Below are 25,954 nucleotides of genomic sequence, written 5' to 3'. Positions count from 1 at the left end.
CGGAGTCGGCGTCGGGGTAGGAGTCGGAGTCGGAGTCGGAGTCGGAGTCGGAGTCGGAGTCGGCGTCGGAGTGGGCGTCGGTGTCGGAGTGGGCGTCGGCGTCGGTGTAGGAGTCGGCGTCGGAGTCGGTGTAGGAGTCGGTGTAGGAGTCGGCGTCGGCGTTCCGCCTCCCGAACCAGAACCGCCGCCCGAGCCGCCGCCAGAACCACTACCCGAGCCGCCGCCGGAACCACTACCCGCACCGGCCTTGGTGCTGGGCAAGGTCAACGTGCTTCCGCATCCGGTCAGTAAGATCATCGACGTCACGCACATGGCGATCGCCGACAGTTTGAAATTGCGATTCATGGTCTGCTCCCCCGTAATTTTGAAAATTGCCGGGAAGCTAACTGCAAGGCCTATGCCATTCGTTTTTTTCTGACCAAGGAAAAGAAGAAGTCCATACAGATCAACAGGTTGCGAGCGTGTTCGTGAAGCGCGGAAGGTGTCGATGCCGTCGATGTGGCGGGGAACACATCAGCGCGCCGGGCCGCGCGTAACGTAACGCAAGAAACGTGGGTTTTCATATGGCATGGCGCCCGCCGACGCAGCAGCAGCGCGCGTCTGCGTCAGATCTTCAAACGCCGCAGCACCTTCGGACCCGCGATCGCGATCAGCGCCGAACAGATGGCCACCACGGACAGCCCGATCGGCAAGCTGGTCGCCTGCGTCACCGCGCCGATGATCACCGGCCCGAACAGCAGCCCGAAGTACGCCAGCCCGGCGACATGCGCGAGCCCTTCGGCCGCGTGAATGCCTTTGACGCTCGCCGCTGCCGCAAACAGCACGGGCATCATGTTCGCGAGCCCGAGACCCATCAGCGTGAAACCGATGAGGGCGGCGACCGGATTCGGCAGGAGCAGCGCGCCGACCATCCCCGCGCAGGCAAGCGACGCGCTCGCCATTACCAGTTGCGGTGCGCCGAAGCGGGCGCGCACGGCATCGCCGGCGAAACGCGCCGCTGCCATGCCGCCCGAAAACGCCGCGTAGGCCGCGCTTGCGAGGGCCGGCGTGGACAACACGACGTCGCGCATGTAAACAGTGGCCCAGTCGTACATCGCGCCCTCGGCGATTAGCGCAACCAGCGCCATCGCGCCGAGCGCCCACAAGGCCGGAGAGCGCCAGCGGTTGGCGCGCGGCGTGGCGGCGTCGGGATGGTCGGCGTGGGGCACGTGCGGCAGGACGGAAGGGCAGGCGGCAATCAGCACCAGCGCACTGACCGCCGCGGCCAGTGCGAGATGCACAGCCGGCGCCATGCCGCGTGACAACAAGAGGCCGCCTACCGCCGCACCGAACATCCCGCCGATGCTGAACATGCCGTGCAGCGCCGACATGATCGGCTTGCCGAGCGCTTTCTCGACCGCGCTGGCTTCCGCGTTCATCGCGACATCGAGCGTGGCCATGCCCGCGCCGAAGGCGGCCAGTACGACCAGCAACATCCAGTAAGCCGGCACGATCAGGATCAGCGCCGCACACGCCGACATCACCAGACCTCCCGTCAGACAGGCGCGGCGCGTGCCGACTCGCGCAATCCACGAAGCATTTGCCGCCATCGCGCCGATCGATCCGCCGGCCACGGCCAGCAGTGCGAACGAAAGCATTGCCGCGTTCAGATGGAAGCGGTCGCGCACAGTCGGCACGTGCACCCCCCACGACGCGTACATCATGCCGGCGATGAAGAACACCGCCATCGTGGCGATACGGGCGCGCTGCCGTGCGGTGTCTGAGAGATCGCGATGAGCTGCGGGGAGGGCTGCGAATTCGGAGGGGCGGTCGGACACGGAAGTCTCGTGGAGGGGAACGCGTAAGAAAGCGCGTTGAAAGCGAAATTCCGATTCTAACGAAGCGCGCTGTCTTATGCTTGGAGTGGATCGATCCAATATCCAGTCATCGAGGAACACGCACTTGAACATTCCCGCTCACGCCCCGCTGCATCTGCTGCATAGGGCCGCTATCGGTACGCTCGCCACTCACGCGCGTCAGCCGGAAGGCTTTCCTTATCCTTCGGTGCTGCCGTTCGCGCCGGACCCGCAACATCGTCCGACGATCCTGGTGAGCCGGCTCGCTGAGCATACACATAACCTGCACGCCGACCCGCGCGCCGGTTTCCTGGTCGTCGACGCGCCCGACGGCGATGTGCTGAGCGGCCAGCGCGTCACCTTGCTCGGCACGTTCGAGCCGGTCGACTCGAGCCCGGAAGTCGTGCGGCGTTATCTGCGTTATCACCCGGACGCGGAACGGTACCTGGTGCTCGGCGATTTCACGTTCTGGGCGATGAAGCTCGAACGGCTGCGGTACATCGGCGGCTTTGGCGCGATGGGCTGGCTGGGCGGTGCCGAACTCGATCCATTGCCGCCACTCGGCTTCGATGAAGAAGACGCGCTAATCGAACACTTCGCCGGTTATTCGTCGGCTGCGAGCGGACTTCAATTGCTCGGCGTCGATCGATATGGCGCCGATTTGAAGCTGGACGGTGTCCGCACCCGTTTCGTCTTCGACGATGCGAAACGCAATACCGAAACCTTGCATGCGGCGCTCGAAGATTGCCTGCAGCGCCACGCTAATTAAGTTCTGATTGCCGTTTCGGGAAAACACTCATGCCGCAATAACCGGGCGGAGTAGGGAGCGTAATATGTTCCGATGTTTCATGTTGAAGCTTTCATGGCGTGAAATGTTGGGGCGATTTTCTCATCTTAAATTTCATTTTTTGATAGTTAATTCAATAATGACTGATGCACGACGCTGTTTTTCAGCGGAATGCGAAATTAGCTATTTGAAAGAATCTGCGCGCCCCTCGCGCCGGAGTGAAATTTTTTGAAACGGATTGGGATTAATTTTACGACGGCGCTTTTGTAGTCTTTCTATTTTGTGTTAATCTCGCCATCAAATTCCGAGGCATGATCACTTCAAAGGGCAAGCCGGCTTAAGACTGGCAGTCATTTATCCAAACCACAAGGGAACCTATGTCTTCCTACAAGGAACTACTCGCACAGCGCGAGAAGCTCGAAAAGCAGATCGAAGAAGCAAAGTCGCGTGAATATGCAGAAGTGCTGAATGAGATCAAGCAGAAAATGGCCGATTACGGCATTTCGCTGACTGAACTCGGTGGTGGCCGTGGTGCCAAGGCTGCTAAAGCCGGTCGCCCGCGTGCAGGCGTCGCGCCGAAGTATCGTGATCCGGATAGCGGCAGCACGTGGTCGGGCCGTGGCAAACCGCCGCGCTGGATCGCAGGTCTGGATCGCGAGAAGTTTCTGATCAAGTAATCGTAATACGGTCAATCAGCGGAGCGCTAAAGCGCACGCTGTCGCTGGAAAAAAACCGCGTACCGTCAAGGGCGCGGTTTTTTATTGCCGACAGGAAATTGCGATGCCACTTTGTCGCATGCACTCCATGAAACTGGAACGCGAATGCTTTTCGTTTAGATAAGCGTCTGATTTAAAAAGGTTTTTTGTGGGTTTATCCGGCGTATATCGAGATGCGCCGGGTAGAATGCAGGCATTGAACTTTTCACTTCGTTTCAGAGATGCCTTCCACTGCCGCCGTCCAGTCCGTCGAGAAGCATCGCGTTGCGCGCAAAAGTACCTTTGTCAGTATTGCGCTCAATACAGTGCTGATGGCGCTGCAAATCGTCATCGGCGTGTTTGCTCATTCGCAAGCGCTGGTCGCGGATGGTATCCATTCGTTAGCCGATCTGATTTCCGATTTTGTCGTGCTAATCGCCAATCGGCATAGCGGCGTCGAGCCTGACGCGGATCACAATTACGGACACAGCCGCTATGAAACGGTGGCGTCATTGTTTTTGGGTGCGCTGCTGATTGTGGTTGGCGTCGGTATGTTGTGGCGCGCCGGGACGCGTCTTGCCGATTTGCGAAGTATCCCCGCCGTGCATATGAGCGCGCTTGCGGTCGCGATGCTGGTGCTGATTTCCAAAGAAAGCCTGTTTCGCTACATGCTGCGCGAAGCGCAACGCGTGCGTTCAGCCCTGCTGATTGCGAATGCATGGCACGCACGCTCGGATGCCGCCTCGTCGTTGGTGGTCGCGCTCGGCATTGTCGGCAGCCTTGCAGGCGTGCGCCTGCTCGATCCGATCGCTGCGGCGATTGTCGGTTTCATGGTGGCGCGCATGGGCTGGATGTTCGGCTGGGACGCGCTGCAAGATCTTTCCGACCGCGCGCTCGACAAAGCCGCCTCCGCCGACATGCGCGCGCTGTTGCTCGCGACGCCTGGCGTACGCGACGTGCATGAACTGCGCACCCGCAAGATGGGTGATTTCGCTCTCGTCGACGCGCACATTCTGGTCGACCCGCTGATTTCGGTATCGGAAGGACACTACATCGCGGAATCAGCGCGCTTGCGCGTGCTGGCCGACAACCGCGTGCTTGACGCGCTAATCCATGTCGACCCGGAGAACGACGCGATTGCGCGCCCGCCCGTCAATCTGCCGACCCGCGAGCGGGTCGTCGCCGAAGTCAATGCGGCGTTCGCCAGCGGGGGCATGAAGGCCGCGTCGGTCAATATGCACTACCTGAGCACGGGGCTCGATGTCGAAGTGGTTTTGGCGGCGCCGGATTCGCGCACTGCTGAAAGCGCTGCGGCACATCTTGGCCATGTCGATCTGGACGCACTCAGGCGCCGCCTCGGCGCCCGCAAACTGAACGTGCTGCAGGGCGTGACCGCACTGGCGGCCGAAGGCGACGTCTCGACGGGAACAGAACCCGGCGAGGCGATTGCCCGTACCAAGGCTGAGCAAGCGCATGGCGCCACGTGAGTGCCGTTACGCAAGCCGAATCATCCGGCGCGCGCAAACCGTTGCTTACCTTACCGCGTGACGACTACGCGGTTTGAAATCAAGGCGGCACAGCGTCACGGTGAGACGGTTTCACGTCTCTATGCCTTCACAGTCTCACAGCGGCAATTGCGTATCGAATTTGATCTCACGCAGCACGACGCTCGTGCGCACTTGCGCGACGGCGGGAATCTTGAAGATACGCTCGTGCAGAAAGCTGTCGTACGCCTTGATGTCCGGCGCGACGATCTTGAGGATGTAGTCGGATTCGCCGGTCGTGCTGTAGCACTCGGTGACCTCGGGGCACGTGGCGATTTCCCGCTCGAACTGTTCGACCCCGCCCTCGGTGTGGCGCGTGAGATGGATATGCGCGAGCGCGCAGACATGCAGCCCTAGCTTTTCGCGATCCAGCAATGCCGTGTAGCGCTGGATCACCCCCGATTGCTCCATATCCTTGATACGGCGCCAGCACGGGGTGCTCGACAGGCCGACCTGGTCGGAAATTTCCTGAACGGACCGGCGTGCGTCGAGCTGCAGCAGGCGCAGGATTTTTTGAGAGAACGTATCGAGTGTCAACTGCGCCTCCGTTGGCGTCGCCCTATCAACGCATGGTAGAGGTCTCGAAAACGAAACGCAATGTAAAACGGCCTCGAGGAGGGAGATTACCTAATTTGCCGGTTCTTCAGCGGCGTTTTGTCCTGAGCCGTCCCCATCTTTGCCTGCCTCCAGCGTGGCTGCCTGGACCGCGCGCAGATCCTTGAGCATGTTGCAGAAGAGCGCGCCCTGTTCGATTGCGTCGTCCAGCGCGACATGCGTATGGGGATGTTCGTCGAACCAATGTTTCGGAAAGCGTGGCTTGATGTTCTTGCGGTACGGCAGTCCGGTCAGTGCGAATGCCAGCGTCTTGATGTCGAGTGCCGACCACGAAAACGGGCAGCGGCCGACAAACCGCATCATGTACCAGAACATGTAGGTGAAGTCGAAACCGGCCGGCATCGCCACGAACACCGGCTTGCCCGGCAACGCCTCGACCCATTCGACATACGCCGTCAGCGCGGCCAGCGGATCCTGCAAATCCTTACGGCAGGCTTCCCATGCTTCCGGCTGCGTTTTCCACCAGGCTTCCTGCACCGGATGCGGCTTGGCGCCGTCGAGCAATTCGAGATTCGCGGAGAAGGTGGCGATCAGCCGCTTGTCTTCCGTGTAAGCGGCGGAGGCGAAACTGAGCATCGAATGCGGACCGGGAATCGGGCCGTCCGCTTCGACATCGGTGCTCACGTAGATTTCGCTGCTCATGCTTTGACTCCGTCGGCGACATACGGATTGGTGCGACGCTCCGCGCCGAACGTCGAGGTGGGACCGTGGCCCGGAACGAAGGTGACGTCGTCGCCGAGCGGCCAGAGTTTTTCGCGGATCGCGCGTATCAGGTCGGCGTGATTGCCGCGCGGAAAATCCGTGCGGCCGATCGAGCCGGCGAACAGCACGTCGCCCACCAGCGCGAGCCGATGCGCGCGGCTGAAGAACACCACGTGGCCCGGCGTGTGGCCGGGGCAGTGATAGACCTCCAGGATTTCGTCGCCGAACTGCACGGTCTCGCCGTCTTGCAGCCAACGGTCCGGCTCGAACGCCTCGGCGGCAGGAAAGCCGAAGCGCGTGCTTTGATCCGGCAGCTTGTCGAGCCAGAAGCTTTCGTCGCGATGCGGGCCTTCGATCGGCACGCCGTAATGCGTGGCAAGCGTCTTGGCGCCGGCACAGTGATCGATGTGGCCATGCGTGAGAAATACTTTTTCGACCGTCACGTTCTGGCGCGCGATCTCACCCTGGATGACATCCAGGTCGCCGCCCGGATCGACGACGGCCGCGCGTCCGGTCGCCTCGCAAACGAGCAGCGAGCTGTTCTGCTGAAACGGCGTAACGGGGATCAAGGTGACTTTCATGGATGACGGCGCCGCTGGAAAAACGTTGATTGTACCGGCCTCTCGTCAACGTTCGTCGAGGGCGCGGAGGCCCCGCCGGAGCGGGCTTTGGGCTGCTCATTTTTGCAGCAGAAGTGAAAATTCATCAAGGTTTTCAGTCGCTTGTCATCCCAAATTTTTCTTTTGGGTATAATGCCCTCCATGCACAAGGAATTGTGCATGCCACACGGCGATGCGTCCCCATCAAAAATGGGCACGCGGATTGCCACTCAAGTATGGGCTGTCGCGTTTTGTCGGCAGCCATCACGTATCGATGCTTTCGATGCACACGTCTTACCCAGCCAGGCGCCGCGCGCCTGCAACGGACTTAAATGCCGTGACGCTGGGTGGGGCCTACGCCGCTGTTCCTGTGCGCTGAGTTGCGCGCACAAGAACGTGTTTGCCACGTTCGATGGCGGCATGTGGGGTCTGGTCAGGCTGCCGGGGACAGGTTGCGCCAGACGTGAAAATTAACCGTGCGGTAGCGGCTGGGTAAGCCGCGTGCGGGCTTTGACGTACTGCGCTTTTCTGCGCGGCGCGTTGTCGTCCATTGCCGCCGGAGTCGCAGGCAACACGCTCAACTTTTCGCGTGATGCGGCTCGACAATGTGATTGCACGTCTTATGAAAACTCGGTTATCCCGTGGTCTGGGGACTCTTTTTGCCTTTTTTGTGCTGGCCGGCTGTGCCACGCCTCCGGGCGCGAGCAGCACGTCTGACAGCGGTGCGCCGCTGAGCACGAAGAATGCGCAGGCAGGCTCTTTCGGCCCACAAGCTTTCGGTAGCGCGCCGGCATCTGGCGCAGCCGCCCAGGGCTCGTCGCTGGCCGATGCGCAGCCGCTTACTGACGACAGTTCCAGCGTTTCGGACTTTCATCAGACGGGTCGCGCCTCGTGGTACGGACGCGGCTTCCATGGCCGCCGCACCGCCAACGGCGAACGTTTCGACATGCACGCGCTGACCGCGGCACATCGTACGCTGCCGCTCGGCTCGTATGTTCGCGTGACCAATCCGGCCACGTCGCGCTCGGTCGTCGTCCGCATCAATGACCGTGGCCCGTATGCGCGTGGCCGCGTGATCGACCTGTCGATGGCCGCCGCTGCCGCGCTCGACATGCGCCATGCCGGTACCGCGCGCGTGCAAATTGAAGGATTGACGCGGCAGGAAGCGCGCGCTGAGCTGAATGAAACGCTGGCGTCGAACTCGGGTTCGGGCGCGGAGAAGTAATGTAGCGGCCGCGGGCGCGCCTCTGGCGCGCTCGTGAGGCCGGACAACGCGGCGCTAACTTGCGTTGTTGGTTGCGCTGTGTTCGCCAAAAGAAAGGGGCCGCTTCACGCGGCCCCTTTCTTTTACTCATCAACCGTAGCTGAATGCTGCCCGCTCATTTCTTGCGAGATTGGCTCGCGCTGCGCGCTTGAGCCGCTGGCGGACATCATCCTGGTCCGCTTTATTCCTCGTCTTTCTTCAACGCCAACGCGCGCGCGTAGAGCGCGTTGCGCGACGCGCCGGTGAGGGTCGCCGCAATTTTCGCCGCGCTGCTCACCGTCAACTCTTCCAGCAGGATGCCCAGCAACGCGTCGTGATCGTGTTCGCCCGCGGCTTCCGGCTGCGCGCCTTCCACCACCAGAACGAACTCACCGCGCTGCCGGTTCGGATCGGCGGCGAGCCACGTTGGCCCTTCGGCCAGGGTGCCGCAATGCAGCGCTTCGTGTAACTTCGTCAATTCCCGTGCGATCAGCAACTTCCGCTCGCCACCGAATGCGTCGGCCAACGCCTGCACCGTTTCGACGATCCGGTGCGGCGCTTCGTAGAACACCATTGCGTGCGGATGGTTCACGAGCGGTTGTAGTGCCGCAGCGCGTGCTTTGGGCTTCGGCGGCAGGAAGCCGAGGAACGAGAACGTCGCGACCCAGTCGCCGGCCGCGCTCAACGCGGTGGCGAGCGCGCTTGCACCGGGCAGCGGAATGACCGGAAAGCCGGCTTCGCGCACCGCGTCGACGAGCTTCGCACCGGGATCCGAGATGCCGGGCGTGCCCGCATCGGATACGTAGGCCACGCGTTCGCCTGCTTGCAGATGTTCGATCAGGCGCAGCGCCGCAGCACGCTCGTTGTGCTGATGAACCGCGACGAGTGGCTTCGAGATACCGTAGCGCGCGAGCAATTGACCCGTGTTGCGGGTGTCTTCGGCGGCGATGCGGTCCACCAGTCCGAGCACATGCAACGCGCGCAGCGTGACGTCCGCGATGTTGCCGATCGGCGTGGCCACCACATAGAGCGCGGCGGCAGGGTACTGCTGTCCTTGCGCGAGTTCGGAGAGAGGAGTCATGAGGCAGAAGACGCAGACAGACGGAACGAGGCCGCCATTGTGCCACGCAGCGGCGGGTGAGCCGGGTGGTGGGCAAGTGAGCGCGCGGGCCAATGGCCACAACTTTTCGGGACCTGCCGGGTCCAAACTCGTCGGCGCGGCCTTCGAAGCGCGTGCGATGGCGTTTTTGCAGCGGCAGCGTTTGCGTTTCGTCGCGCGCAATGTGCTGTGCCGGGGCGGTGAGATCGATCTGGTGATGCGCGACCGTGATGGCGCGCTGGTGTTCGTCGAAGTTCGCGCGCGTGCACGGCAGCACTACGGCGGCGCGGCCGCGAGCATCGGCTGGCAAAAGAAGCAGCGCATCGTGCGTGCCGCGCGGCATTACCTGGCAACCCGCAGCAGGTATTCGCACGATGAGCCCGCGTGCCGTTTCGACGTGATTGCGTTCGAAGCAGGCCGGCTCGTGTGGCTGCGCGACGCGTTTCGCGCCGACGAAGTCTGATGCAGTGCGGGGAGAACGTGCGTGAGTGCGATAAACTTGCGCTCGCGTGCGGGCCTCGTGAACCACCCCGGCATAGAGAAAGCGGTGACGAAGCAGCGCATTTCGCGATGTATTTTGCGCGCTCGCACCGGGTTGCCGGCAAGGTTCATCAGAGCGGCGCGACTTCGCAATACGACTTCACAACACGGCCGCGCAGTGCGGTCCATTCGCGGTAGAAAATAGAGACTTGATGTCAGTCGAACGCATTCAACAACACTTCCGCGACAGTGCGGCAGTCAAACTCGAAGCCCTCGAAATCCTGTCGATGCCGATCGCTGCTGCGATCGACACGATGTTCGCCGCGCTTGCCAACGGCAGCCGCATTCTGGCTTGCGGCAACGGCGGCTCTGCGGCCGACGCACAACATTTCGCCGCCGAACTGATCGGCCGCTTCGAACGTGAGCGCCCGGGCTTGCCGGCGATCGCGTTGACCACCGACACCTCCGTGCTCACCGCCATCGCCAACGATTACTCATTCGAGCAGATTTTTTCCAAGCAGGTGTGGGCCCTCGGCCAGCCGGGCGACGTGCTGCTCGCCATCACCACGTCCGGCAATTCCGCCAATGTGCTGGCCGCGATCGAGGCCGCGCACGAGCGCGAAATGATCGTGGTCGCGCTCACCGGCAAGGGCGGAGGCCGGATGCAGGACGTACTAAGCGATACCGATATCCACATTTGTGTGCCGTCCGATCGCACCGCGCGTATTCAGGAAGTGCATTTGCTGACCATCCATTGTCTGTGCGACGGCATTGATGCCATGTTGCTGGGCGAAGACTGAGATTGATTCCGAAGGAGAGCTAGTTGATGAGCGTATTCCGCGTCAAGAAGACACTGGTGAGAACCGTGCTGGTGGTCGGGTTCGCCGCGGGACTGTCCGCGACGTTGCAGGGTTGCTTTCTCGCCGTTGCCGGCGCGGCGGGCGGCGGCGCGCTGGTGGCGACCGACCGGCGCACGCTCGGCGCGCAGACCGAGGATCGCGAATTGCAGGTGAAGGCGCTGTCGCAGATCAGCCAGAACTTGCCCGACAACGCGCACGTCAACGTGTCGGTGTTCAACCGCCGCGTGCTGCTGACCGGCGAAGTGGCGGGAGACGTCTCGAAGCAGCGCGCGGAGACCATCGTGCGTGGCTTGAACAACGTCAACACTATCGTCAACGAACTGGCGATCATGCCGGCCAGCTCGTTCTCGTCGCGCACGAATGACACTTACCTCGAAACGCGTGTGAAAACCGCGCTGATCGCCGAGAAGAACATTTCGGCGAACAACTTCAAGGTCGTGGCCGAACGCGGCTCGGTGTATCTGATGGGGCTTGTCACGATGGACGAAGGCAATCGTGGCGCCGACGTCGCGAGCCGGGTGCCGGGCGTGGTGCAGGTCGTGAAGGTGTTCCAGTACATCCAGCCGCAGGAAGCCGCGGCGGCTGCCGCTGCGGCGGCGACCGCACCGGTTGCCGCTTCGGAGCCGGATGCGAGTGCGCCGACCGTTGGTACGATTCCCGATTCATCGGTGAGTTCGCGTCCGCTCGAGCAGCAGGCGCCGGCGCCGGTCAGCAATTCGAACGCAGTGCATCCGGGCAATCCGAAGGCGACGGCCCCATGAAGCGGCGTGTTGCTTTCGTTGCCGCGATGTTGACGGTGAGTGCGCTGGCCGGTGCTTTTGCCTCTTCGGCGCGTGCGGCCGATGCACCGCGTGGTCAGATCGTCGCTAACTCGAATGCCTGCATGGGGTGCCACGCGGTAGACCGCAAACTGGTCGGCCCGTCGTTCCAGCAGATCGCCGCGAAGTACAAGGGCGATACGCAAGCGCCGGCAAAATTGTCGCGCAAGGTGAAGGACGGCGGCTCCGGCGTATGGGGGATGATTCCGATGCCGGCGCATCAATCGATGAGCGATGCGGACATTCGCACGGTGGTCGATTGGGTGCTGGCTGGCGCGCCGTCGAAGTGATGTTTTGCCGCTGTTTTGCCTCCGGGTTTTACCGCAGCCGGGGCTTGGCAAAACGCAAAATGCCTGTGCTAGAATCGTTTGCACGTTGGGGGGGTAGCTCAGCTGGGAGAGCGTCGCGTTCGCAATGCGAAGGTCGGGAGTTCGATCCTCCTCCTCTCCACCAAGAGGATTCAGCACTATTCAGCATCAATGAGAAAACCGGCTACGCGCCGGTTTTCTCATTTCTAGCGCTGGTTTTTACCTGGCGCTACAGTTCTCGTATCGCCTGCCACGTTCAGCATCGCTTGCGGCTTCTGCTAACGCGTCGCCCGTAAGGTAAGCGACGCGCCATCGCACAGACACCGTTCAGAACTTATCCCACCCGTCATCTACAGCCGCCGTAGCCAGCGCAGCAACCGGCGCAACAGCCGTAGCCCGTGCAACGCGCTTAGGAGCAGCCGCAACCGCCACCTCGCGCCGCGGCGCCTCCCGCCGAGCCGGAACCGGAGCCGGAGCCGCAGCGACCACTACCGCAGCCGCCGCATCCTTCACCTGAAAAAACGCCACCGCGTCAGTCAACTGTTCCCCCTGGTCTTCCATCGACCGCGAAGCCGCCGCCGCCTCTTCCACCAAAGCCGCGTTCTGCTGCGTGACGTTATCCATCTGCGTGATCGCGAGATTGACCTGCTCGATCCCACGGCTTTGCTCGATCGATGCCGCCGCGATTTCGGACATGATGTCCGTCACTCGCGCGACGGCCTGAGTCACTTCGGTCATCGTCTTGCCCGCCTCGCCGGCAAGCGCGGACCCGTCGCGGATCTTGTCCACGGACGTGGCGATCAGGTCCTTGATCTCCTTGGCGGCGCTCGAGGAGCGTTGAGCCAGACTTCTGACTTCGCTTGCCACCACCGCGAAACCCCGGCCCTGTTCGCCCGCGCGAGCAGCTTCGACCGCCGCGTTCAGCGCGAGGATGTTCGTCTGGAACGCAATGCCTTCGATGATGCCCGTGATGTCGGCGATCTTCGTCGAGCTATCGCTGATGTCGTGCATCGTGTTCACGACCTGACCGACCACCTCGCTACCCTTCTGCGCCACTGACGACGCATTCGCAGCCAGCATGCTCCCTTGCTGCGCGTTGTCCGCGTTCTGCTTAACCGTGGAGGTGAGCTCTTCCATGCTGGACGCGGTTTCCTGCAACGACGCCGCCTGCTGCTCGGTACGCTGGCTCAGGTCCATATTGCCCGCCGCGATCTGACGCGCCGCGCCGGCGATGCTGGTGCTGCTGTCGCGCACCCGTCCGACGGTCACCGTCAGCCGTTCATTCATCTCGCGCAGCGCGGTCAGCAGTTTGCTGGTTTCGTCGCGGCCCTCGACCGTGATGCGCGTGCGCAGATCGCCTTCCGACACCGTGCGCGCGACGTCGATCGCAAAACGCAGCGGTCCGGTCACTGCGCGCGTGATCACCACGCAGGCGCCGACGGCGAGCCCTAGCGCGATAAGGCAGATCGCAATCAGCAGATTGCGCTGGTTTTCGTAGTGTTCCGTGTATTCGTTGACCAACTGTTCCTGCCGCGTGTGCGTGTAGTCGGCGTATGCATCGGTCGCACGAATCAGCGAGGCGAGCAGCGGCCGGCAATGCTCGTCCATCTCGACGATCGCTTCGTCCCGCTTGTTGGTGAGCGCGAGATTGACGATGTTGAGGGCAACCGGGCCATAAGCCGCTTCGACCCGGTTGATTTCGGCGACGAGACTGCGCGCTTTCTCCGACGTATCGGTCGCGCTAGCGATCATGTCGTTCAGCTTTTTCAGATCGGCTTGCACGTCTTCGTGCGCGCGCGTCACGTCGGCTTTCTCTATGTCGAGGTCCTGGGGTTTGGTCACGAGCACAAGGTTACGCGCCGCGATCGCTCGGCGGTCCACGGCGGTTCGCACCTGCACCGCCATATCGGCGCGTGCGTTGATGCCGTGGATGAAGTTGGAAAACCCATCGGTCGAATCGCTCAGCGCCTTCAAGGAAAGGCCGGAAACTGCGACGACAATGAGCGACAACATGCCGAAACCGGCAATGAGTTTGGTCTTGATGGTGAGGTTGTTGAGTGCCACGATTTTTTATTCTCCAATAACGAAACGTTAAAGCGTTCGCAATGGACTCTCAGGTCCGGGCATGGGAGCGTCTATCTGGCCGCCGGTTATCGCGGCGGCCCCGCGCGGTTTACCCTTCATGCCTTCCATAAGACGTATCGCTCAAACGCAGCAAATGTCAGGCATAAATGGGCATCCCATCTATTGGTTATCGGATCGGATTCTCAAGCACTGAAGGCATAGCGGGTATTTCTCTACTAAGCTTGCACACGATGCGCGAAGAAAACATCATTTGCCGCTGACTTGAATATATTTAGGCGCGTGATGAAAACATTAGTATTACATTTTCATTTCAATTTTCTTGAACTGCCCGAGAAAGCATCAAGCAACAAAATGGCTTGAACATAGGGACGCTCCCAGCTATGATTGAGCAATCACTCATTTATTGCCGGTAGTCGAAGCAATCCGTATGGCCCGTCCGAAAAGCGAAGACAAACGTAACGCCATCCTTGCAGCTGCCGCTGAGGTCATTGCTGAGCAGGGTTTGGGCGCGCCCACCGCGCGCATCGCAAAAGTTGCGGGCGTGGCGGAAGGAACGCTGTTCACGTACTTCGACAATAAGGACGCATTGCTGAACCAGCTCTACCTGGACATCAAGGCGGAGTTGCGCGAAGTGATGATGACGACCTATCCGAAGCAAGCCAGCGTGCGCGAGCGCGCCCAGCACGTGTGGAACAAATTTGTCGACTGGGGCGTGGCGCAACCGCAAAAACGCCGGGCGATGGCGCAACTCTCCGTGTCGGAGCGCCTGACCGACTGTACGCGTGCAACCGGCATGGAGTCCTTCGCGGACATCAACACAATGATTCAGGCAAGCGTGGCGAGTGGTGCATTACGCGATCAACCGCCGGCTTTCCTGTCGGCGATCATGGCGGCGCTGGCCGAAACCACCATGGATTTCATCGCTCGCGAACCGGCCAATGCCGACCGTTATCGCAAGGCCGGCTTTGAAGCGTTCTGGCACGCGATTGCCCAGAACTAAATTTTTTGTCTAATTAATGAGTGATTGCTTGCTCATTTTAAATGGAAGGAGCGCACTATGTCGAAGGTCTGGCTGGTTACGGGAAGTGCTCGTGGGCTTGGGCGCGAAATTGTCGAAGCGGCGTTACGTGCCGGTGAGCGGGTGGTTGCTACAGCGCGCGATCCGCGCCAGTTGGCGGATCTGCTGACACGCTATGGCGAACAGGTGCGGGCGGTTGCGCTGGATGTCACGGACCCGGCGGCGGCTCGCGTGGCTGTGCAGGCTGCCGTCGATGCTTTCGGCAGGCTCGATGTGGTCGTCAACAACGCGGGTTTCGGTCACCTTGCGCCGTTCGAGCAAACCACCGAAGACGATTTCCGTGCGCAGATCGACACCAACTTCTATGGTGTGGTTAACGTCACGCGCGCGGCGCTTCCGGTGTTGCGGAAACAGCGGGCGGGTCACGTGATCCAGATCTCATCGGTGGGCGGTCGTATCGGGATCGCGGGTTTGAGCGCTTATCAGGCGGCGAAGTGGGCGGTCGGCGGGTTCACGGAGGTGATTAGCCAGGAACTCGCGCCGTTCGGCGTCCACGTCATTGCGCTCGAGCCCGGCGGCATGAAAACGGAGTGGGGTACCGAGGCGAGCGGCGCGATGCCGGAGTTGCTGCCGGACTATGTGCCGTCGGTCGGCGCCATCGCGGATATGCTGTCCCAGTACGTTGGCCATGAAGCCAGCGATCCTGCGAAAGTTGCGCAAGTGGTGCTGCAGCTCGCGTATCACACTCCGTTGCCGGCGCATCTCCTGCTGGGCAGTGATGCATTGCATTACGCCGGCGAAGGCGAGAAGGCGCGCGCTGCGAGCGCCGAGGCGTGGCAGGCGGTCAGTGCCGCCACCGATTTCTCCGCGCCAACAGCGCTGCCGGCCTTTCCGGGTGCCGTGGCGAAAGCCTGAGCACGCCCGCCGGCTATGACGGGCCGAGCGCGATCATGGAGCATGCATCATGAAGATTCTGATATTTGGCGCGACCGGCATGGTCGGGCAGGGCGTGTTGCGCGAATGCCTGCGCGCGCCGGACGTCGAGGTGATTCAGACGGTGGGCCGCACCCGCACTGGCCAGCTCGATCCGCGTCTGAACGAACTGATTCAGCCGGACCTGATGGACTATCGGACGGTGGAAGCATCGCTGAAGGGCTTCGACGCGTGCTTTTTCTGTTTAGGCGTCTCGTCGGCAGGCATGCGGGAGGCCGAGTATGCGCGCCTCACCTATGATCTGACGCTGGCCGCGGCGCAGACGCTTGCGCGTCTCAATCCGCAGATGACTTTTGTCTACGTGTCCGGTGCGGGTACCGACAGCACTGAAAAGGGCCGCAGCATGTGGGCGCGGGTCAAGGGCCGGACGGAGAATGCGCTCCAACGGCTGCCGTTCAAGGCCGTCTACCTGTTCCGCCCCGGCGTGATCGAGCCTTTGAACGGCGCCCGTTCCAAGACCCGCGGCTACCGGTTGTTCTACACGGTGGCCAAGCCGTTCCTGTCGACGTTGCGCGCGCTGTTGCCCAACTACATTCTGAGCACCGAAGACATCGGTCAGGCGATGCTGGCGGTCGTGCGCCGTGGTGCGCCCAGCGCGGTGCTCGAAGTCGCCGATATCCGCGCGCTCAGCCGCCCCGCATCCGAGCCGGAACTCGATCTGCACGCCGGCTGAGCACCCGCGGCTGGCTGTGGCGGCTACGAGCTGCAGCCAGCCGGGCGAAAATGCGCGCGGACGCTAAATATAACGCCCGTGCTTTATCTGAAGCAGGCCATCGGCGCCGCGCCGGTATCTATGCGCCGTGATGTCACGCAGTCGAAAAATTTCGTTTAATCCGCCAAAAACCTTCTTTTTCCCTCGTTCGACGCGCCCCAGCGTCTGGTAGGCTACCGGTTTTACTGGACGCGCCTTCCGGATGCGTCCAATTCCTCCACGCGCGTAGGTCCGCGCATGCTCGAATGAACCGCTCATGGTGACGCGCCGACCGAACATCGTGATTGCCATCAGTATCGTGCTGGCCAGCGCGATCCTCGCGATCGCGGTGTGGGTATTGGCAGAGATGCGTGACGATGCGCTGCGGCGCGCGCAGGATTCGGTCTTCAACGTCTCGCTGCTGGTTGAACGCGACGTGTCGCGCAATCTCGAGATCTACGATCTGTCGCTGCGGGCGGTAATCGACGGCCTGAAACAACCCGGCGTGCTGGACCTGCCGCCGGCGATCCGCCAGATGGTGCTGTTCGACGGCTCCGCCAGCGCAAAAGACATGGGGTCGATTTTCGTCCTCGACGCCGCCGGCAACATGGTCTTCGATTCGCAATCCACGCCTCCGCGTTCAGTCAATCTCGCCGAGCGCGACTATTTTCAGGTTCAGCGCGACTCTCCCAATGTCGGTCTGTATGTGAGCCATCCGTTCATACCCAAGCTGACCGGCAAGGATGTGAGTATTGCGTTGAGCCGTCGTATCTCGCGGCCGGACGGCAGTTTCGGCGGCGTGGTGGTCGGCACGATGCGACTCACTTACTTCAGGCATCTTTTTGCCGGGATGAATCTCGGCGCCGGCGGCTCGATGGCACTGATGCTGAGCGACGGCACGATGCTGATGCGCCGCCCGTACGATTCAAACATCATCGGCCGGAGCCTGGTTGGCACCTCGAACTATTCACGCTTCCTCCAGCAGCCAAGCGGAGACTTCTTCGGCACGGCGGCGATCGACGGCGTCGAGCGCTGGTACGCGTTCCGCCATATCGATATGTATCCGCTGATTCTCGACGTAGCGCTCTCCACGCGCGATATCTATGTAGAGTGGCGCCATCGCGCGTGGATGATTGGCACGCTGATCGCGGCGCTCGACGTGGTGATCATTGCGCTCGCTGTCCTGTTCTCGCAGCAATTGCGGCAGCGCCGCGCAGCCGAAGAAGAGTTGCGCGTGCTCGCGCGCACCGACGGGCTGACCGGCCTCAACAATCGCCGCACGTTCGAGGAACATGCGGAAGAGGAGTGGCGCCGCGCGCAGCGCAACGGGTGGCCATTGTCGATGTTGCTAATCGATGTCGACACGTTCAAGGGCTTCAACGATCTATACGGCCATTCGGCCGGCGACGATGCGCTCATCGCCGTGGCGCGTTGCATCGGGCAAAACGTGCGGCGCCCCGGCGATACCGCGGCGCGCTACGGCGGCGAAGAATTCGCGGTGCTGCTGCCGGATACCGACGAAGCCGGAGCAGCGTCCATCGCTGAGAAAATTCGCGCCGCGGTTCAGGCGCTCGAACTTCGCCATGTCACGAGTTCGCACCACGTGCTGACCATTAGCATCGGCATTGCGTGCACTGGAAGCCATGAATTCGCGACGAGCCGCGCACTCGTCAACGCCGCGGATGAGGCGCTCTACGAGGCCAAAGACGCTGGCCGCAACCGCGTGCTTTGCTATCCGGCGGCGCGGGCGGATCGGCGGACTGCCGTGGCGTCGCCGGCGCAGTGATGAGGCCGGGCAATTTCACAGACATGCTGGTCCACGAAGCGCGTTGACGCGCTGGTGAGTGCGCCGGCCAACGAAACGTAGGGACAAAAAAAAGCCGCTCACGCCGGGGAGCGTGAGCGGAAAGTCGGAGAGTTACAACAACATCGCGTGCGTTCATGGGGGTGAACGCAACAAACAAAGTCTAAAAGTTCGGCTCATCCCTATATATCAGACAAATCCCAATTAGCGTGCCGACGTGCAAAGCACGTTGATGTAGCGATCCGGCCCCGTATGCCAGGCATTCCTTACATCATCCTGTTGCGGTTATGTCCACCATTTATCGCATCAAGTCTCTGTTACGGCCGCCGTAAAAGAGGTGGCAGCGTCGTCACTTATCTGAAAAATGGCGAGATATTCGCCATGGCGAAGCGGCGCGAGCGTCCCTGGGACTTTTGAAGGATGGTGAGATGAAGTGGTTCGACCGTATGACCGTATTCAGGAAGCTGCTGCTGGCGTTTGCCGTCGTGATCGGATTCTGTGTCGTGATCGGCGGGACCTCGCTGAAGACGCTGTCGTCGATGCATGCCATTACCGACACGATCGGCGATCAGCATATGAACGGCCTCTACTGGATGGAAGAGGCGAACCGCCACAAGATCGATTCCGATCTTGCCGCCGCGAATCTCGGCTACGCCGCGGACGACGCCGGCCGTCAAAAGTTGAAGGACAGCATCGTCGCATCGCTCAAGGAGATGCACGCCGGCTACGACCAGTATCGCGCGACCATTGCAACCAGCAAGGGTCAGGAAATGTTCGACGAAGTGTTGCGCAAGTCGGCTGTGTGGGAGGGCATCGTGCATCAGCAGATCGGTCTCGAACCGATTCCGGCCGGTGTCGACAACAATGAACTCGTGCGCCGCGCGATTGCCGCGAGCGAGGCGCTGCGCGATCGCATCACGGCATTGATCGACTATCGCCGTCAGCAAGCCAATGAAGCGCAGCAGGAAGCGAGCGCCGACTATCAGCACATGCGCATCGTCATGCTCGCGCTGGTGTTGGGCGCGATCGCGGCGGGCACGCTGCTCGCGACAGTGATTGCGCGACGCCTCGCGCGCCAGCTCGGCGGCGAGCCCGATTACGCGATGCACATCGCCAACCGCATCGCCGATGGCGACCTGAGCGTGCGTGTCGATACTCGTGCGGGCGACACCGACAGCATGCTGTTCGCGCTGCGCAATATGCGTGAGCGGCTGGCCGGTATTGTCTCGGGCATCAGCGAATCGAGCGAGTCGATCCTGATGGCCTCGGGCGAGATCGCGCAGGGCAACACCGATCTGTCGCAACGCACTGAAGAACAGGCTGCCGCGCTGCAGGAAACCGCATCGAGCATGCAGGAATTGACGTCGACGGTGAAGATGAATGCCGAGAACGCGCAGCAGGCGGGCGGTGTCGCGCATGGCGCGTCGGAAGTGGCTGCGCGTGGCAGCAGCCTGGTCGGCGATGTGGTCGAAACGATGCGCGAGCTGGCGGCCGGCTCGAAGCGCATGACCGATATCATCGCGGTGATCGAAGGGATCGCGTTCCAGACCAATATTCTTGCGCTGAACGCAGCCGTCGAAGCGGCACGGGCCGGTGAGCAGGGACGCGGCTTTGCGGTGGTGGCGGGCGAAGTGCGTTCGCTCGCGCAGCGCAGCGCGGTGTCGGCCAAGGAGATCAAGGAACTGATCGAAAGCTCGACGGCGCGCGTGGGCAGCGGCGCCGAACTGGCCGAGCGCGCCGGTCAGACGATGGCGGAAGTCACGCATGCGGTGAAGCGCGTGACCGACATCATGGGTGAGATCTCGTCGGCGTCGCAGGAGCAGAGCACCGGCATCGAAGAAGTGAACCGCGCGGTCGCGCAGATGGACGACGTGACCCAGCAAAACGCGGCGCTGGTCGAGCAGGCGGCGGCCGCGGCGGCATCGATGGCGGACCAGGCGAGGCAGTTGCAAGCAGCGGTGACGGTGTTCTCGCTGGATGCGCGGCGCGCGTAGCGCTCTCTGCGCGTTTTCGTCCGCCCTTGCCAGGCCTGGTGGCTCTCCGTACACTCGCGCGTAATTCCCAGACGGCGCAGTTTCGCTGCGCCGTCCATTAAAACGCCGACAGAGGAGAACCCCCGCCATGGCCGATTCCTATTTCCCACGCTGGCGCACCCAGCCGAACGCTGCCGAAGGCCGCATTGTCGGCACCGACGAGCGGCTGGCGTGGCCGCAGATGTTTGCAATGGGTATCCAGCACGTTGTCGCGATGTTCGGTTCCACCGTGCTTGCGCCGTTGCTGATGGGCTTCGATCCGAACCTGTGCATCTTCATGTCGGGGATCGGCACGCTGCTGTTCTTCGTGCTCGTGGGTGGGCGCGTACCGAGCTATCTCGGTTCGAGCTTCGCGTTCATCGGTCTCGTGATCGCGGTGACGGGGTATGGCGGCCACGGTCCGAACATGAATATTCCGGTGGCGTTGGGCGGGATCATTGCGTGCGGGGTGGTGTACGCGATCATTGGCCTGATTGTGTCGGCGGTCGGCACCCGCTGGATTGAAACGCTGATGCCGCCGGTCGTAACCGGGGCGATCGTCTGCGTGATCGGGCTGAATCTTGCGCCGATCGCGGTGCATGGCGTGAGCGGCAGCAACTTCGACTCGTGGATGGCGCTGGTGACGGTGCTATGCGTCGGCGCGGTCGCGGTGTTTGCACGCGGCATGCTGCAGCGTTTGCTGATTCTGGTCGGTTTGCTGATGGCGTACGTGATTTACGCGATCGTCACGAATGGCCTCGGCATGGGTAAGCCGATCGACTTCGCGATTGTGGCGAACGCCGCGTGGTTCGGCATGCCGCATTTCACGGCGCCTGTTTTCAACATGCAGGCAATGACCTTGCTCGCCCCGATCGCCGTGATTCTGGTTGCTGAAAACCTCGGGCATATCAAGGCGGTCAGCGCGATGACCGGTCAGAACCTGGACCGTTATGTCGGCCGCGCATTTCTCGGCGATGGACTGGCGACGATTGTTTCCGGTTTCGCCGGCGGCACCGGGGTGACGACATATGCCGAGAACATCGGCGTGATGGCGGTGACCAAGATTTACTCGACGCTGGTGTTTGTGATCGCCGCGGTGATTGCGCTGGTGTTGGGCTTCTCGCCGAAATTCGGCGCGGTGATTCAGACCATTCCGGGGCCGGTGCTGGGCGGTGTGTCGATCGTCGTGTTCGGCCTGATTGCCGTGACCGGCGCGCGCATCTGGGTCGTGAATAAAGTCGATTTCTCCGACAACCGGAATCTGATCGTTGCGGCGGTGACGCTCGTGCTGGGCGCGGGGGATTTTTCGTTGAAGCTCGGTGGGTTCGGACTCGGCGGAATCGGTACCGCGACCTTTGGCGCGATCATTTTGTACGCGCTCCTGAGAAGGAAGCCGGCGCAGGGGCCGGTGGCCTGATTGACCTGGGCGATGGCTTTTTCCTTTGTGATCGAGCGATCGAGCGATCAGGAGAAAGACCATCGCCGCGTCGTGACGGTGACAGCTACCGCGACCTCTATCGCTTCCGCACGGTTAGCGCTGTCTCCGATAGATCCACCTCGCGCATCAGCTTGTTCAACGTCTCGTCATTGATTGCCTGACTATTGCGCAGCGCGAGCAATGCCTTCCGCTCCGCTCGCATGGCAGCCAGCTTCATCCGGAACTCCAGCGCATCGGCACGGCGCGCCAGTTCGCGTGGCGCCTGTTCCTCTTCGAGCGTGGCGAGCCGCCGCCGATATATGTCCATGACGCGCGCGGTCACATCCGCCGCGTAGGCCGAGGCCGACTCATCGAGATCCGAGCACTCCGTATCGTGCACCTCGTCGACCGCACGAATCGCGGCTTGCGCTGCCGTCATGCGCGCCATTGCCTCTTCGGCGGCATGCGGATCTTTGCCTCGCCGCCAGCCGCGCAGCAACAAGGGCAACGCGACCACCGCCACCAGCAGCGAGAGCAGAATGACTCCCGACGCAATGAAAATCGCCAGGTCCCGCCCCGGCAGCGGCGCACCACCGGGCAACATCTCAGGCAACGACAACACACCCGCCAGCGTCACCGCGCCACGCACGCCGGCCACCGTCATCACCGTGACCGTGCGCAGACCCGGCACAGCGTTCGCCACGCCGTGCTTTGCCGCGCCGCGGCTCGCGAACCAGCGCAGCAGCCACACCCACACGAAGCGCAGCGCGTAGAGCGCCGCCGCCACCGCCGCGATGTAGCCGATCAGCCGCCCCACCTCCGCATCGCTGGTCTCGTGCGCGTCGAGCAGCGCGCGGCCAAGAATGTGCGGAAACTGCAGTCCCAACAGAATGAACACCATGCCGTTGAAGACGAATTCGATCATCGTCCACGTGCTGTTCGCGCGTACGCGCGACGACACCGACCCGGCGTTTGCAATGCTCGCGTAGTTCATCATCATGCCGGCCGAGACCGCGGCCAGAATGCCCGACCACTCGAAGCGCTCAGCGATCAGATACGCGGCGAACGGAATCAGCAGCGTCATCACCACACCGGGCGCCGGGTCGCCTTCCTCGTTGAGACTCAGAAAACGCGCCGCTACAAAGCTGAACGCCCAGCTTACCGCCGCGCCCGTCGCGAGACCGCCCACCGCGATGATCACGAAGCTGATCGACGCGTCGCGCAGCGAAAACACGCCTGTCAACGCGGCGGCAATCGCGAACTTCAACGCGACGAGGCCCGACGCGTCGTTCATCAACGCTTCGCCTTCGAGGATATGCATCAGCCGGCCAGAAATTTTGCCCTTGCCGACGATGCCGCTCAGCGCCACGGCATCGGTTGGAGACAGCACCGCGGCAAGGGCGAACGCGACCGGCAGCGAGATCGACGGCACCAGCGCATGAATGAAATAGCCGACCGCCAGCACCGTCATGAAAACCAGGCCGAGCGCGAGCATCAGAATCGAGCGGCGCGCCATGAACAATTCGCGCTTCGGGATTCTCCATCCATCCGCGAACAGCAGCGGCGGAATGAACAGCATCATGAAAATTTCCGGATCGAAGGTGACGTGCAGCCCGAGCCTCGGCCATGCGAGCAACGCGCCGATCGCGATCTGGACCAGCGGCAGCGGCAAGGCGAGCGGCAGTATCCGTATAACGACGCCGGAAGCGGCGACGGCGAGCAAAAGAATCAGTACGGTAAAGACAATATCCATGGGTCTATTTCTGGAGAGATAGCAGCGCTTCCTCTGCGATCGTCGACGATGCCGTGCATATCGGTTGTGAGGCGCGCATGAAGCACAAGGCCGAAGTTTAGCCCGACGCTGCCTCACGTCATTGCCAACCCGGCAGGTCCCGCGAGCGCGAGCAGTAAGCGTCCCGGTCAGGCAATGCACCTTAACGGTGCATCTTGCGCCCACGTGCGGCGCATCGGCTTGTCCGCCGGTGCAATCTTCCATGCAAATTTCATTCGGATGTGCGCCAGCGTGCGCATGGAGCTTGCTTAAGGAATATCGATGACGCACATTTTGAGAAATGGTGCCGAGGTTGTTCGCTTCCGCGTTCGGACCGGCCCAGCTCTCGCATGAGAGGATTGCATGACGATTGCGCAACAGGAAAGAACGGCCAGCGCGCCGCACGGCTTCAATGTCGAGGTGACGTCGGGGCTCGAACGTTTTTCGGCGCAGCATGGCGAGCTGACGTTGACCAGCGTGTTTCAACCCATTTTCAGCCTGTCGCATATGCGGGCAGTGGGCTACGAGGGATTGCTGCGCGCGCACGATGCGCTCGACCGCCCCGTGTCGCCGCTCGACGTATTCGGCGAGGCGGCGCGTCTGGGCGACGTGCTGCAAGTCGACCGGCTCGCTCAGACCCTGCATCTGGAGAATTTCAAGGTGCTCGGCGCCGAGCGCGAATGGCTGTTCCTGAACGTGCATCCCGGCGCGCTCACCGATCCGTATCTCGCCGCCGCCTTGCTGGCCAACCTCAAGCGGCTCGATCTGCCGCCACGCCGAATCGTGCTCGAAGTGCTCGAGCAACGCGCGGAAGATCTCGAACGTCTCGCCGACGCCGTGCGCCAGTTCCGCGAGCGTGGTTTCCTGATCGCACTCGACGACTTCGGCGCGGGCCATTCCAACGTCGAACGGATCTGGCAGTTGAATCCCGACATTGTGAAGCTCGACCGCATCATGCTGTCGCACGCCGCGCATCGTGCGGATATGGCGACGATCCTGCCGGGGCTGGTGGCGCTGCTGCACGAAGCGGGCAAGCTCGTGCTGATCGAAGGCGTCGAAACCGAACATGAAGCACAGATGGCGCTCGCCTGCGATGCAGACTTCGTGCAAGGGTTTTTCTTCGGCCGGCCGAATCCAGGGGCCGCCGACGCCGCGCACGCCGCGACCTGCATCAGCGAAGTCACCGACCGCTATCGCGATCAGGCCGAAGCGCGCGAGCGCCGCAATGCGAGCCGTCTCACGCCGTACCTGCGAGCGTTCGAGCGCGCTGCGGAGCGGCTCGCCGCCGGCGAACCGCTCGAGGAAGTGTGCTGGAATTTCCTCGCGCTCGACCATGCCGCACGCTGTTTTCTGCTTGATGCGAAGGGCAAACAGGCGGGCCGCAACGTCGTGCTGCGCGCCGATCGCGCGGCGCATGAGACGCGCTTTTTGCCGCTTGCCGATGCGCAGGGGGCGAACTGGCTGCGTCGTCCGTATTTCCGCGCGGCGATCAACGCGCCGGAACGCGTGCACGTGACGCGTCCGTATCTGTCGATCAACGAGGCGTTGCCGTGCGTGACGCTGTCGATGGCGACACGCGTCGGCGAGCAGACGTGTGTGCTGTGCGGCGATATCGATTGGGTCGAAGAATAAGCGGTTCGGAGGCGTCGCTCGGGAAGGTGAGTTGCGGTCACGGTCGTGGCGAGTCGCGGCTTGGGTCGGTTAGACCAGAGCGTGAGTGGCGACAGCGGTGGCTCAGATTGAAAGGGTGAGCGGCGGTCTTCATGGTCCGGATTCGGAGGGCGTGCGGCGGTTCTGCGATCATGTCGCTTTCAACGACACACAGCCGCGCTTATGTCAGTCCTACTCGAAGTCATTGCCACGACCGTCGCCGACGCCCGGCTTGCCGCGCAGGCGGGGGCGAATCGCCTCGAACTTGTCACCGCGATGGGCGAGGGCGGTTTGACGCCGAGCCTTGGGTTGATCGAAAAGGTGGTGGCCGCAGTGAATAGTTCTGCGGCCAACGCGTCGGCCGGCGTCCCGGCGGCCGGCATACCCGTCAACGTGATCGTGCGGCCGCATAGCCGCTCGTTCGTGTACGACGCCGACGACTACGCCGTGATGCTCCGCGACGTGCGTGCCGCCAAGGCGGCGGGTGCGAACGGCGTGGTGATCGGCATGCTGACGGCGGACGGCGAGATCGACCGCGAAGGCCTCGCGCGCGCAATCGATGCGGCCGATGGCCTGGCCATCACCTTTCATCGAGCGTTCGACGAAACGCGTGATCTGCAAAAAGCGCTCGACGTGCTGCTCGGTTTCGATGCCGTGACGAATGTGCTGACCTCGGGCGGAAAACCTTCGGTACTGCAGGCCAGGTCGATCGTGCGTGACCTGGTGCGGCAAGCATCCGGTTCACATTGCACGGTCCTGGCAGGGGCGGGTTTGACCGTTGATGCGGTCGCCGGATTCGTGAGCGAGACGCAAGTTCAAGCGGTTCACTTCGGTTCGGGCGTGCGCGTTGGCGGCAACGGTCTCGCGCCGGTCGATGCGGCAAAAGTCGCACAGGTGCGAGCGCTGCTGGACGCAAAACATGGCTGAG

24 protein-coding genes and 1 tRNA gene are annotated in these 25,954 nt (G+C 62.3%); 17 read left to right on the top strand and 8 right to left on the bottom strand.

Going from position 1 to position 25,954, the window contains the following annotated elements; translation table 11 throughout:
- Window positions 1-605: 605 nt before the first annotated feature.
- On the bottom strand, window positions 606-1,817 hold the full coding sequence (locus PQQ95_RS21880) for an MFS transporter (protein WP_408440549.1): 1,212 nt from the start codon (window positions 1,815-1,817) through the stop codon (window positions 606-608).
- A gap of 124 nt (window positions 1,818-1,941) precedes the next feature.
- Between PQQ95_RS21880 and PQQ95_RS21875 the strand changes: the two genes are divergently transcribed.
- From PQQ95_RS21875 to PQQ95_RS21865, 3 genes are all read left to right on the top strand, one after another.
- Entirely contained in the window at window positions 1,942-2,604 is a 663-nt protein-coding gene (locus PQQ95_RS21875) for a HugZ family pyridoxamine 5'-phosphate oxidase (protein WP_408440546.1), read from the top strand.
- Between the two features lie 395 nt (window positions 2,605-2,999).
- Entirely contained in the window at window positions 3,000-3,299 is a 300-nt protein-coding gene (locus PQQ95_RS21870) for an H-NS histone family protein (RefSeq protein WP_408440543.1), read from the top strand.
- Window positions 3,300-3,559: 260 nt separating this feature from the next.
- Complete coding sequence (locus tag PQQ95_RS21865; protein WP_408440540.1) at window positions 3,560-4,804, top strand: cation diffusion facilitator family transporter; 1,245 nt, start codon at window positions 3,560-3,562, stop codon at window positions 4,802-4,804.
- 135 nt (window positions 4,805-4,939) lie between these two features.
- Here the strand turns inward: PQQ95_RS21865 and PQQ95_RS21860 are convergent, their stop codons facing one another.
- The 3 genes from PQQ95_RS21860 to PQQ95_RS21850 all read right to left on the bottom strand — a co-directional run bounded on the left by PQQ95_RS21860 (window position 4,940) and on the right by PQQ95_RS21850 (window position 6,759).
- Window positions 4,940-5,398: an Lrp/AsnC family transcriptional regulator gene (locus tag PQQ95_RS21860; protein ID WP_012431468.1), complete on the bottom strand. Its 459-nt coding sequence runs from the start codon at window positions 5,396-5,398 to the stop codon at window positions 4,940-4,942.
- 90 nt (window positions 5,399-5,488) lie between these two features.
- On the bottom strand, window positions 5,489-6,118 hold the full coding sequence (locus PQQ95_RS21855) for a 3'-5' exonuclease family protein (protein WP_408440537.1): 630 nt from the start codon (window positions 6,116-6,118) through the stop codon (window positions 5,489-5,491).
- Entirely contained in the window at window positions 6,115-6,759 is a 645-nt protein-coding gene (locus tag PQQ95_RS21850; protein WP_408440534.1) for an MBL fold metallo-hydrolase, read from the bottom strand. Before PQQ95_RS21850 ends, PQQ95_RS21855 begins: the two co-directional genes overlap by 4 nt.
- Window positions 6,760-7,399: 640 nt before the next feature.
- Between PQQ95_RS21850 and PQQ95_RS21845 the strand changes: the two genes are divergently transcribed.
- Window positions 7,400-8,002 (top strand): septal ring lytic transglycosylase RlpA family protein, encoded by a 603-nt coding sequence (locus tag PQQ95_RS21845; RefSeq protein ID WP_408440531.1) that lies wholly within the window; start codon window positions 7,400-7,402, stop codon window positions 8,000-8,002.
- A 220-nt stretch (window positions 8,003-8,222) separates the two neighbouring features.
- Here PQQ95_RS21845 and rsmI read toward each other — a convergent pair whose 3' ends face one another.
- Complete coding sequence (rsmI, locus tag PQQ95_RS21840; RefSeq protein WP_408440528.1) at window positions 8,223-9,101, bottom strand: 16S rRNA (cytidine(1402)-2'-O)-methyltransferase; 879 nt, start codon at window positions 9,099-9,101, stop codon at window positions 8,223-8,225.
- On the opposite strand from rsmI, the gene PQQ95_RS21835 reads away from it, so the two are divergent.
- The 5 genes from PQQ95_RS21835 (at window position 9,100) to PQQ95_RS21815 (ending at window position 11,730) form a co-directional block, all read left to right on the top strand.
- Window positions 9,100-9,582 (top strand): YraN family protein, encoded by a 483-nt coding sequence (locus tag PQQ95_RS21835; protein WP_408440525.1) that lies wholly within the window; start codon window positions 9,100-9,102, stop codon window positions 9,580-9,582. The two genes, rsmI and PQQ95_RS21835, sit on opposite strands and share 2 nt — an antisense overlap.
- A 229-nt stretch (window positions 9,583-9,811) precedes the next feature.
- Window positions 9,812-10,399, top strand: a complete 588-nt coding sequence (locus PQQ95_RS21830) for a phosphoheptose isomerase (RefSeq protein ID WP_408440523.1) — start codon at window positions 9,812-9,814, stop codon at window positions 10,397-10,399.
- Window positions 10,400-10,425: 26 nt separating this feature from the next.
- Entirely contained in the window at window positions 10,426-11,220 is a 795-nt protein-coding gene (locus PQQ95_RS21825) for a BON domain-containing protein (protein WP_408440520.1), read from the top strand.
- A complete protein-coding gene (locus tag PQQ95_RS21820; protein ID WP_408440517.1) occupies window positions 11,217-11,567 on the top strand; it encodes a c-type cytochrome in 351 nt (116 codons plus the stop codon). Before PQQ95_RS21825 ends, PQQ95_RS21820 begins: the two co-directional genes overlap by 4 nt.
- Before the next feature lie 87 nt (window positions 11,568-11,654).
- Window positions 11,655-11,730: transfer RNA gene (locus PQQ95_RS21815), tRNA-Ala, on the top strand.
- 182 nt (window positions 11,731-11,912) lie between these two features.
- On the opposite strand, the gene PQQ95_RS21810 is transcribed toward PQQ95_RS21815, so the two are convergent.
- The gene (locus tag PQQ95_RS21810) at window positions 11,913-13,649 is read right to left on the bottom strand and encodes a methyl-accepting chemotaxis protein (protein WP_408440515.1); all 1,737 of its coding nucleotides are present in this window, start codon (window positions 13,647-13,649) and stop codon (window positions 11,913-11,915) included.
- A gap of 448 nt (window positions 13,650-14,097) precedes the next feature.
- Here PQQ95_RS21810 and PQQ95_RS21805 point away from each other — a divergent pair, with 448 nt between their 5' ends.
- The 3 genes from PQQ95_RS21805 to PQQ95_RS21795 are packed head-to-tail and all read left to right on the top strand — an operon-like array spanning window position 14,098 to window position 16,354.
- A complete protein-coding gene (locus tag PQQ95_RS21805; RefSeq protein ID WP_408440513.1) occupies window positions 14,098-14,670 on the top strand; it encodes a TetR/AcrR family transcriptional regulator in 573 nt (190 codons plus the stop codon).
- Window positions 14,671-14,727: 57 nt separating this feature from the next.
- The gene (locus tag PQQ95_RS21800; RefSeq protein ID WP_408440510.1) at window positions 14,728-15,603 is read left to right on the top strand and encodes an SDR family NAD(P)-dependent oxidoreductase; all 876 of its coding nucleotides are present in this window, start codon (window positions 14,728-14,730) and stop codon (window positions 15,601-15,603) included.
- A gap of 49 nt (window positions 15,604-15,652) precedes the next feature.
- Complete coding sequence (locus tag PQQ95_RS21795; RefSeq protein WP_408440507.1) at window positions 15,653-16,354, top strand: NAD(P)H-binding protein; 702 nt, start codon at window positions 15,653-15,655, stop codon at window positions 16,352-16,354.
- A 63-nt stretch (window positions 16,355-16,417) separates the two neighbouring features.
- Here PQQ95_RS21795 and PQQ95_RS21790 read toward each other — a convergent pair whose 3' ends face one another.
- Window positions 16,418-16,651, bottom strand: coding sequence for a hypothetical protein (locus tag PQQ95_RS21790; protein ID WP_408440504.1), 234 nt, complete (start codon window positions 16,649-16,651; stop codon window positions 16,418-16,420).
- Between PQQ95_RS21790 and PQQ95_RS21785 the strand changes: the two genes are divergently transcribed.
- The 3 genes from PQQ95_RS21785 (at window position 16,650) to PQQ95_RS21775 (ending at window position 21,605) form a co-directional block, all read left to right on the top strand.
- The gene (locus tag PQQ95_RS21785) at window positions 16,650-18,158 is read left to right on the top strand and encodes a sensor domain-containing diguanylate cyclase (RefSeq protein WP_408440501.1); all 1,509 of its coding nucleotides are present in this window, start codon (window positions 16,650-16,652) and stop codon (window positions 18,156-18,158) included. The two genes, PQQ95_RS21790 and PQQ95_RS21785, sit on opposite strands and share 2 nt — an antisense overlap.
- Window positions 18,159-18,604: 446 nt before the next feature.
- Entirely contained in the window at window positions 18,605-20,170 is a 1,566-nt protein-coding gene (locus tag PQQ95_RS21780) for a methyl-accepting chemotaxis protein (RefSeq protein WP_408440498.1), read from the top strand.
- A 127-nt stretch (window positions 20,171-20,297) separates the two neighbouring features.
- Entirely contained in the window at window positions 20,298-21,605 is a 1,308-nt protein-coding gene (locus tag PQQ95_RS21775; protein ID WP_408440496.1) for a solute carrier family 23 protein, read from the top strand.
- Window positions 21,606-21,702: 97 nt separating this feature from the next.
- Here PQQ95_RS21775 and PQQ95_RS21770 read toward each other — a convergent pair whose 3' ends face one another.
- Window positions 21,703-23,358, bottom strand: coding sequence for a Na+/H+ antiporter (locus PQQ95_RS21770; RefSeq protein WP_408440493.1), 1,656 nt, complete (start codon window positions 23,356-23,358; stop codon window positions 21,703-21,705).
- Window positions 23,359-23,739: 381 nt separating this feature from the next.
- Between PQQ95_RS21770 and PQQ95_RS21765 the strand changes: the two genes are divergently transcribed.
- Both PQQ95_RS21765 and PQQ95_RS21760 read left to right on the top strand, forming a co-directional pair.
- The gene (locus tag PQQ95_RS21765; RefSeq protein WP_408440490.1) at window positions 23,740-25,008 is read left to right on the top strand and encodes a sensor domain-containing phosphodiesterase; all 1,269 of its coding nucleotides are present in this window, start codon (window positions 23,740-23,742) and stop codon (window positions 25,006-25,008) included.
- A 201-nt stretch (window positions 25,009-25,209) separates the two neighbouring features.
- The gene (locus PQQ95_RS21760; protein WP_408440488.1) at window positions 25,210-25,953 is read left to right on the top strand and encodes a copper homeostasis protein CutC; all 744 of its coding nucleotides are present in this window, start codon (window positions 25,210-25,212) and stop codon (window positions 25,951-25,953) included.
- Window position 25,954: the final 1 nt, after the last annotated feature.

Origin of the sequence: Paraburkholderia caffeinilytica (assembly GCF_046030355.1) — a bacterium.
GTDB lineage: Bacteria > Pseudomonadota > Gammaproteobacteria > Burkholderiales > Burkholderiaceae > Paraburkholderia > Paraburkholderia caffeinilytica_B.
The sequence above is the reverse complement of the archived record's forward strand: the minus strand, read 5'-3'. Positions and strand labels throughout refer to the sequence as shown.

Bases quoted from the DNA above. Each gene is read 5' to 3' on its own strand.
- PQQ95_RS21870 (WP_408440543.1), top strand. From the start codon at position 3,000: ATGTCTTCCTACAAGGAACTACTCGCACAGCGCGAGAAGCTCGAAAAG.
- PQQ95_RS21865 (WP_408440540.1), top strand. From the start codon at position 3,560: ATGCCTTCCACTGCCGCCGTCCAGTCCGTCGAGAAGCATCGCGTTGCG.
- PQQ95_RS21855 (WP_408440537.1), bottom strand. From the start codon at position 6,118: ATGAGCAGCGAAATCTACGTGAGCACCGATGTCGAAGCGGACGGCCCG.
- PQQ95_RS21850 (WP_408440534.1), bottom strand. From the start codon at position 6,759: ATGAAAGTCACCTTGATCCCCGTTACGCCGTTTCAGCAGAACAGCTCG.
- PQQ95_RS21845 (WP_408440531.1), top strand. From the start codon at position 7,400: ATGAAAACTCGGTTATCCCGTGGTCTGGGGACTCTTTTTGCCTTTTTT.
- PQQ95_RS21835 (WP_408440525.1), top strand. From the start codon at position 9,100: ATGAGGCAGAAGACGCAGACAGACGGAACGAGGCCGCCATTGTGCCAC.
- rsmI (WP_408440528.1), bottom strand. From the start codon at position 9,101: ATGACTCCTCTCTCCGAACTCGCGCAAGGACAGCAGTACCCTGCCGCC.
- PQQ95_RS21830 (WP_408440523.1), top strand. From the start codon at position 9,812: ATGTCAGTCGAACGCATTCAACAACACTTCCGCGACAGTGCGGCAGTC.
- PQQ95_RS21825 (WP_408440520.1), top strand. From the start codon at position 10,426: ATGAGCGTATTCCGCGTCAAGAAGACACTGGTGAGAACCGTGCTGGTG.
- PQQ95_RS21820 (WP_408440517.1), top strand. From the start codon at position 11,217: ATGAAGCGGCGTGTTGCTTTCGTTGCCGCGATGTTGACGGTGAGTGCG.
- PQQ95_RS21805 (WP_408440513.1), top strand. From the start codon at position 14,098: ATGGCCCGTCCGAAAAGCGAAGACAAACGTAACGCCATCCTTGCAGCT.
- PQQ95_RS21800 (WP_408440510.1), top strand. From the start codon at position 14,728: ATGTCGAAGGTCTGGCTGGTTACGGGAAGTGCTCGTGGGCTTGGGCGC.
- PQQ95_RS21795 (WP_408440507.1), top strand. From the start codon at position 15,653: ATGAAGATTCTGATATTTGGCGCGACCGGCATGGTCGGGCAGGGCGTG.
- PQQ95_RS21785 (WP_408440501.1), top strand. From the start codon at position 16,650: ATGGTGACGCGCCGACCGAACATCGTGATTGCCATCAGTATCGTGCTG.
- PQQ95_RS21790 (WP_408440504.1), bottom strand. From the start codon at position 16,651: ATGAGCGGTTCATTCGAGCATGCGCGGACCTACGCGCGTGGAGGAATT.
- PQQ95_RS21780 (WP_408440498.1), top strand. From the start codon at position 18,605: ATGAAGTGGTTCGACCGTATGACCGTATTCAGGAAGCTGCTGCTGGCG.
- PQQ95_RS21775 (WP_408440496.1), top strand. From the start codon at position 20,298: ATGGCCGATTCCTATTTCCCACGCTGGCGCACCCAGCCGAACGCTGCC.
- PQQ95_RS21770 (WP_408440493.1), bottom strand. From the start codon at position 23,358: ATGGATATTGTCTTTACCGTACTGATTCTTTTGCTCGCCGTCGCCGCT.
- PQQ95_RS21765 (WP_408440490.1), top strand. From the start codon at position 23,740: ATGACGATTGCGCAACAGGAAAGAACGGCCAGCGCGCCGCACGGCTTC.
- PQQ95_RS21760 (WP_408440488.1), top strand. From the start codon at position 25,210: ATGTCAGTCCTACTCGAAGTCATTGCCACGACCGTCGCCGACGCCCGG.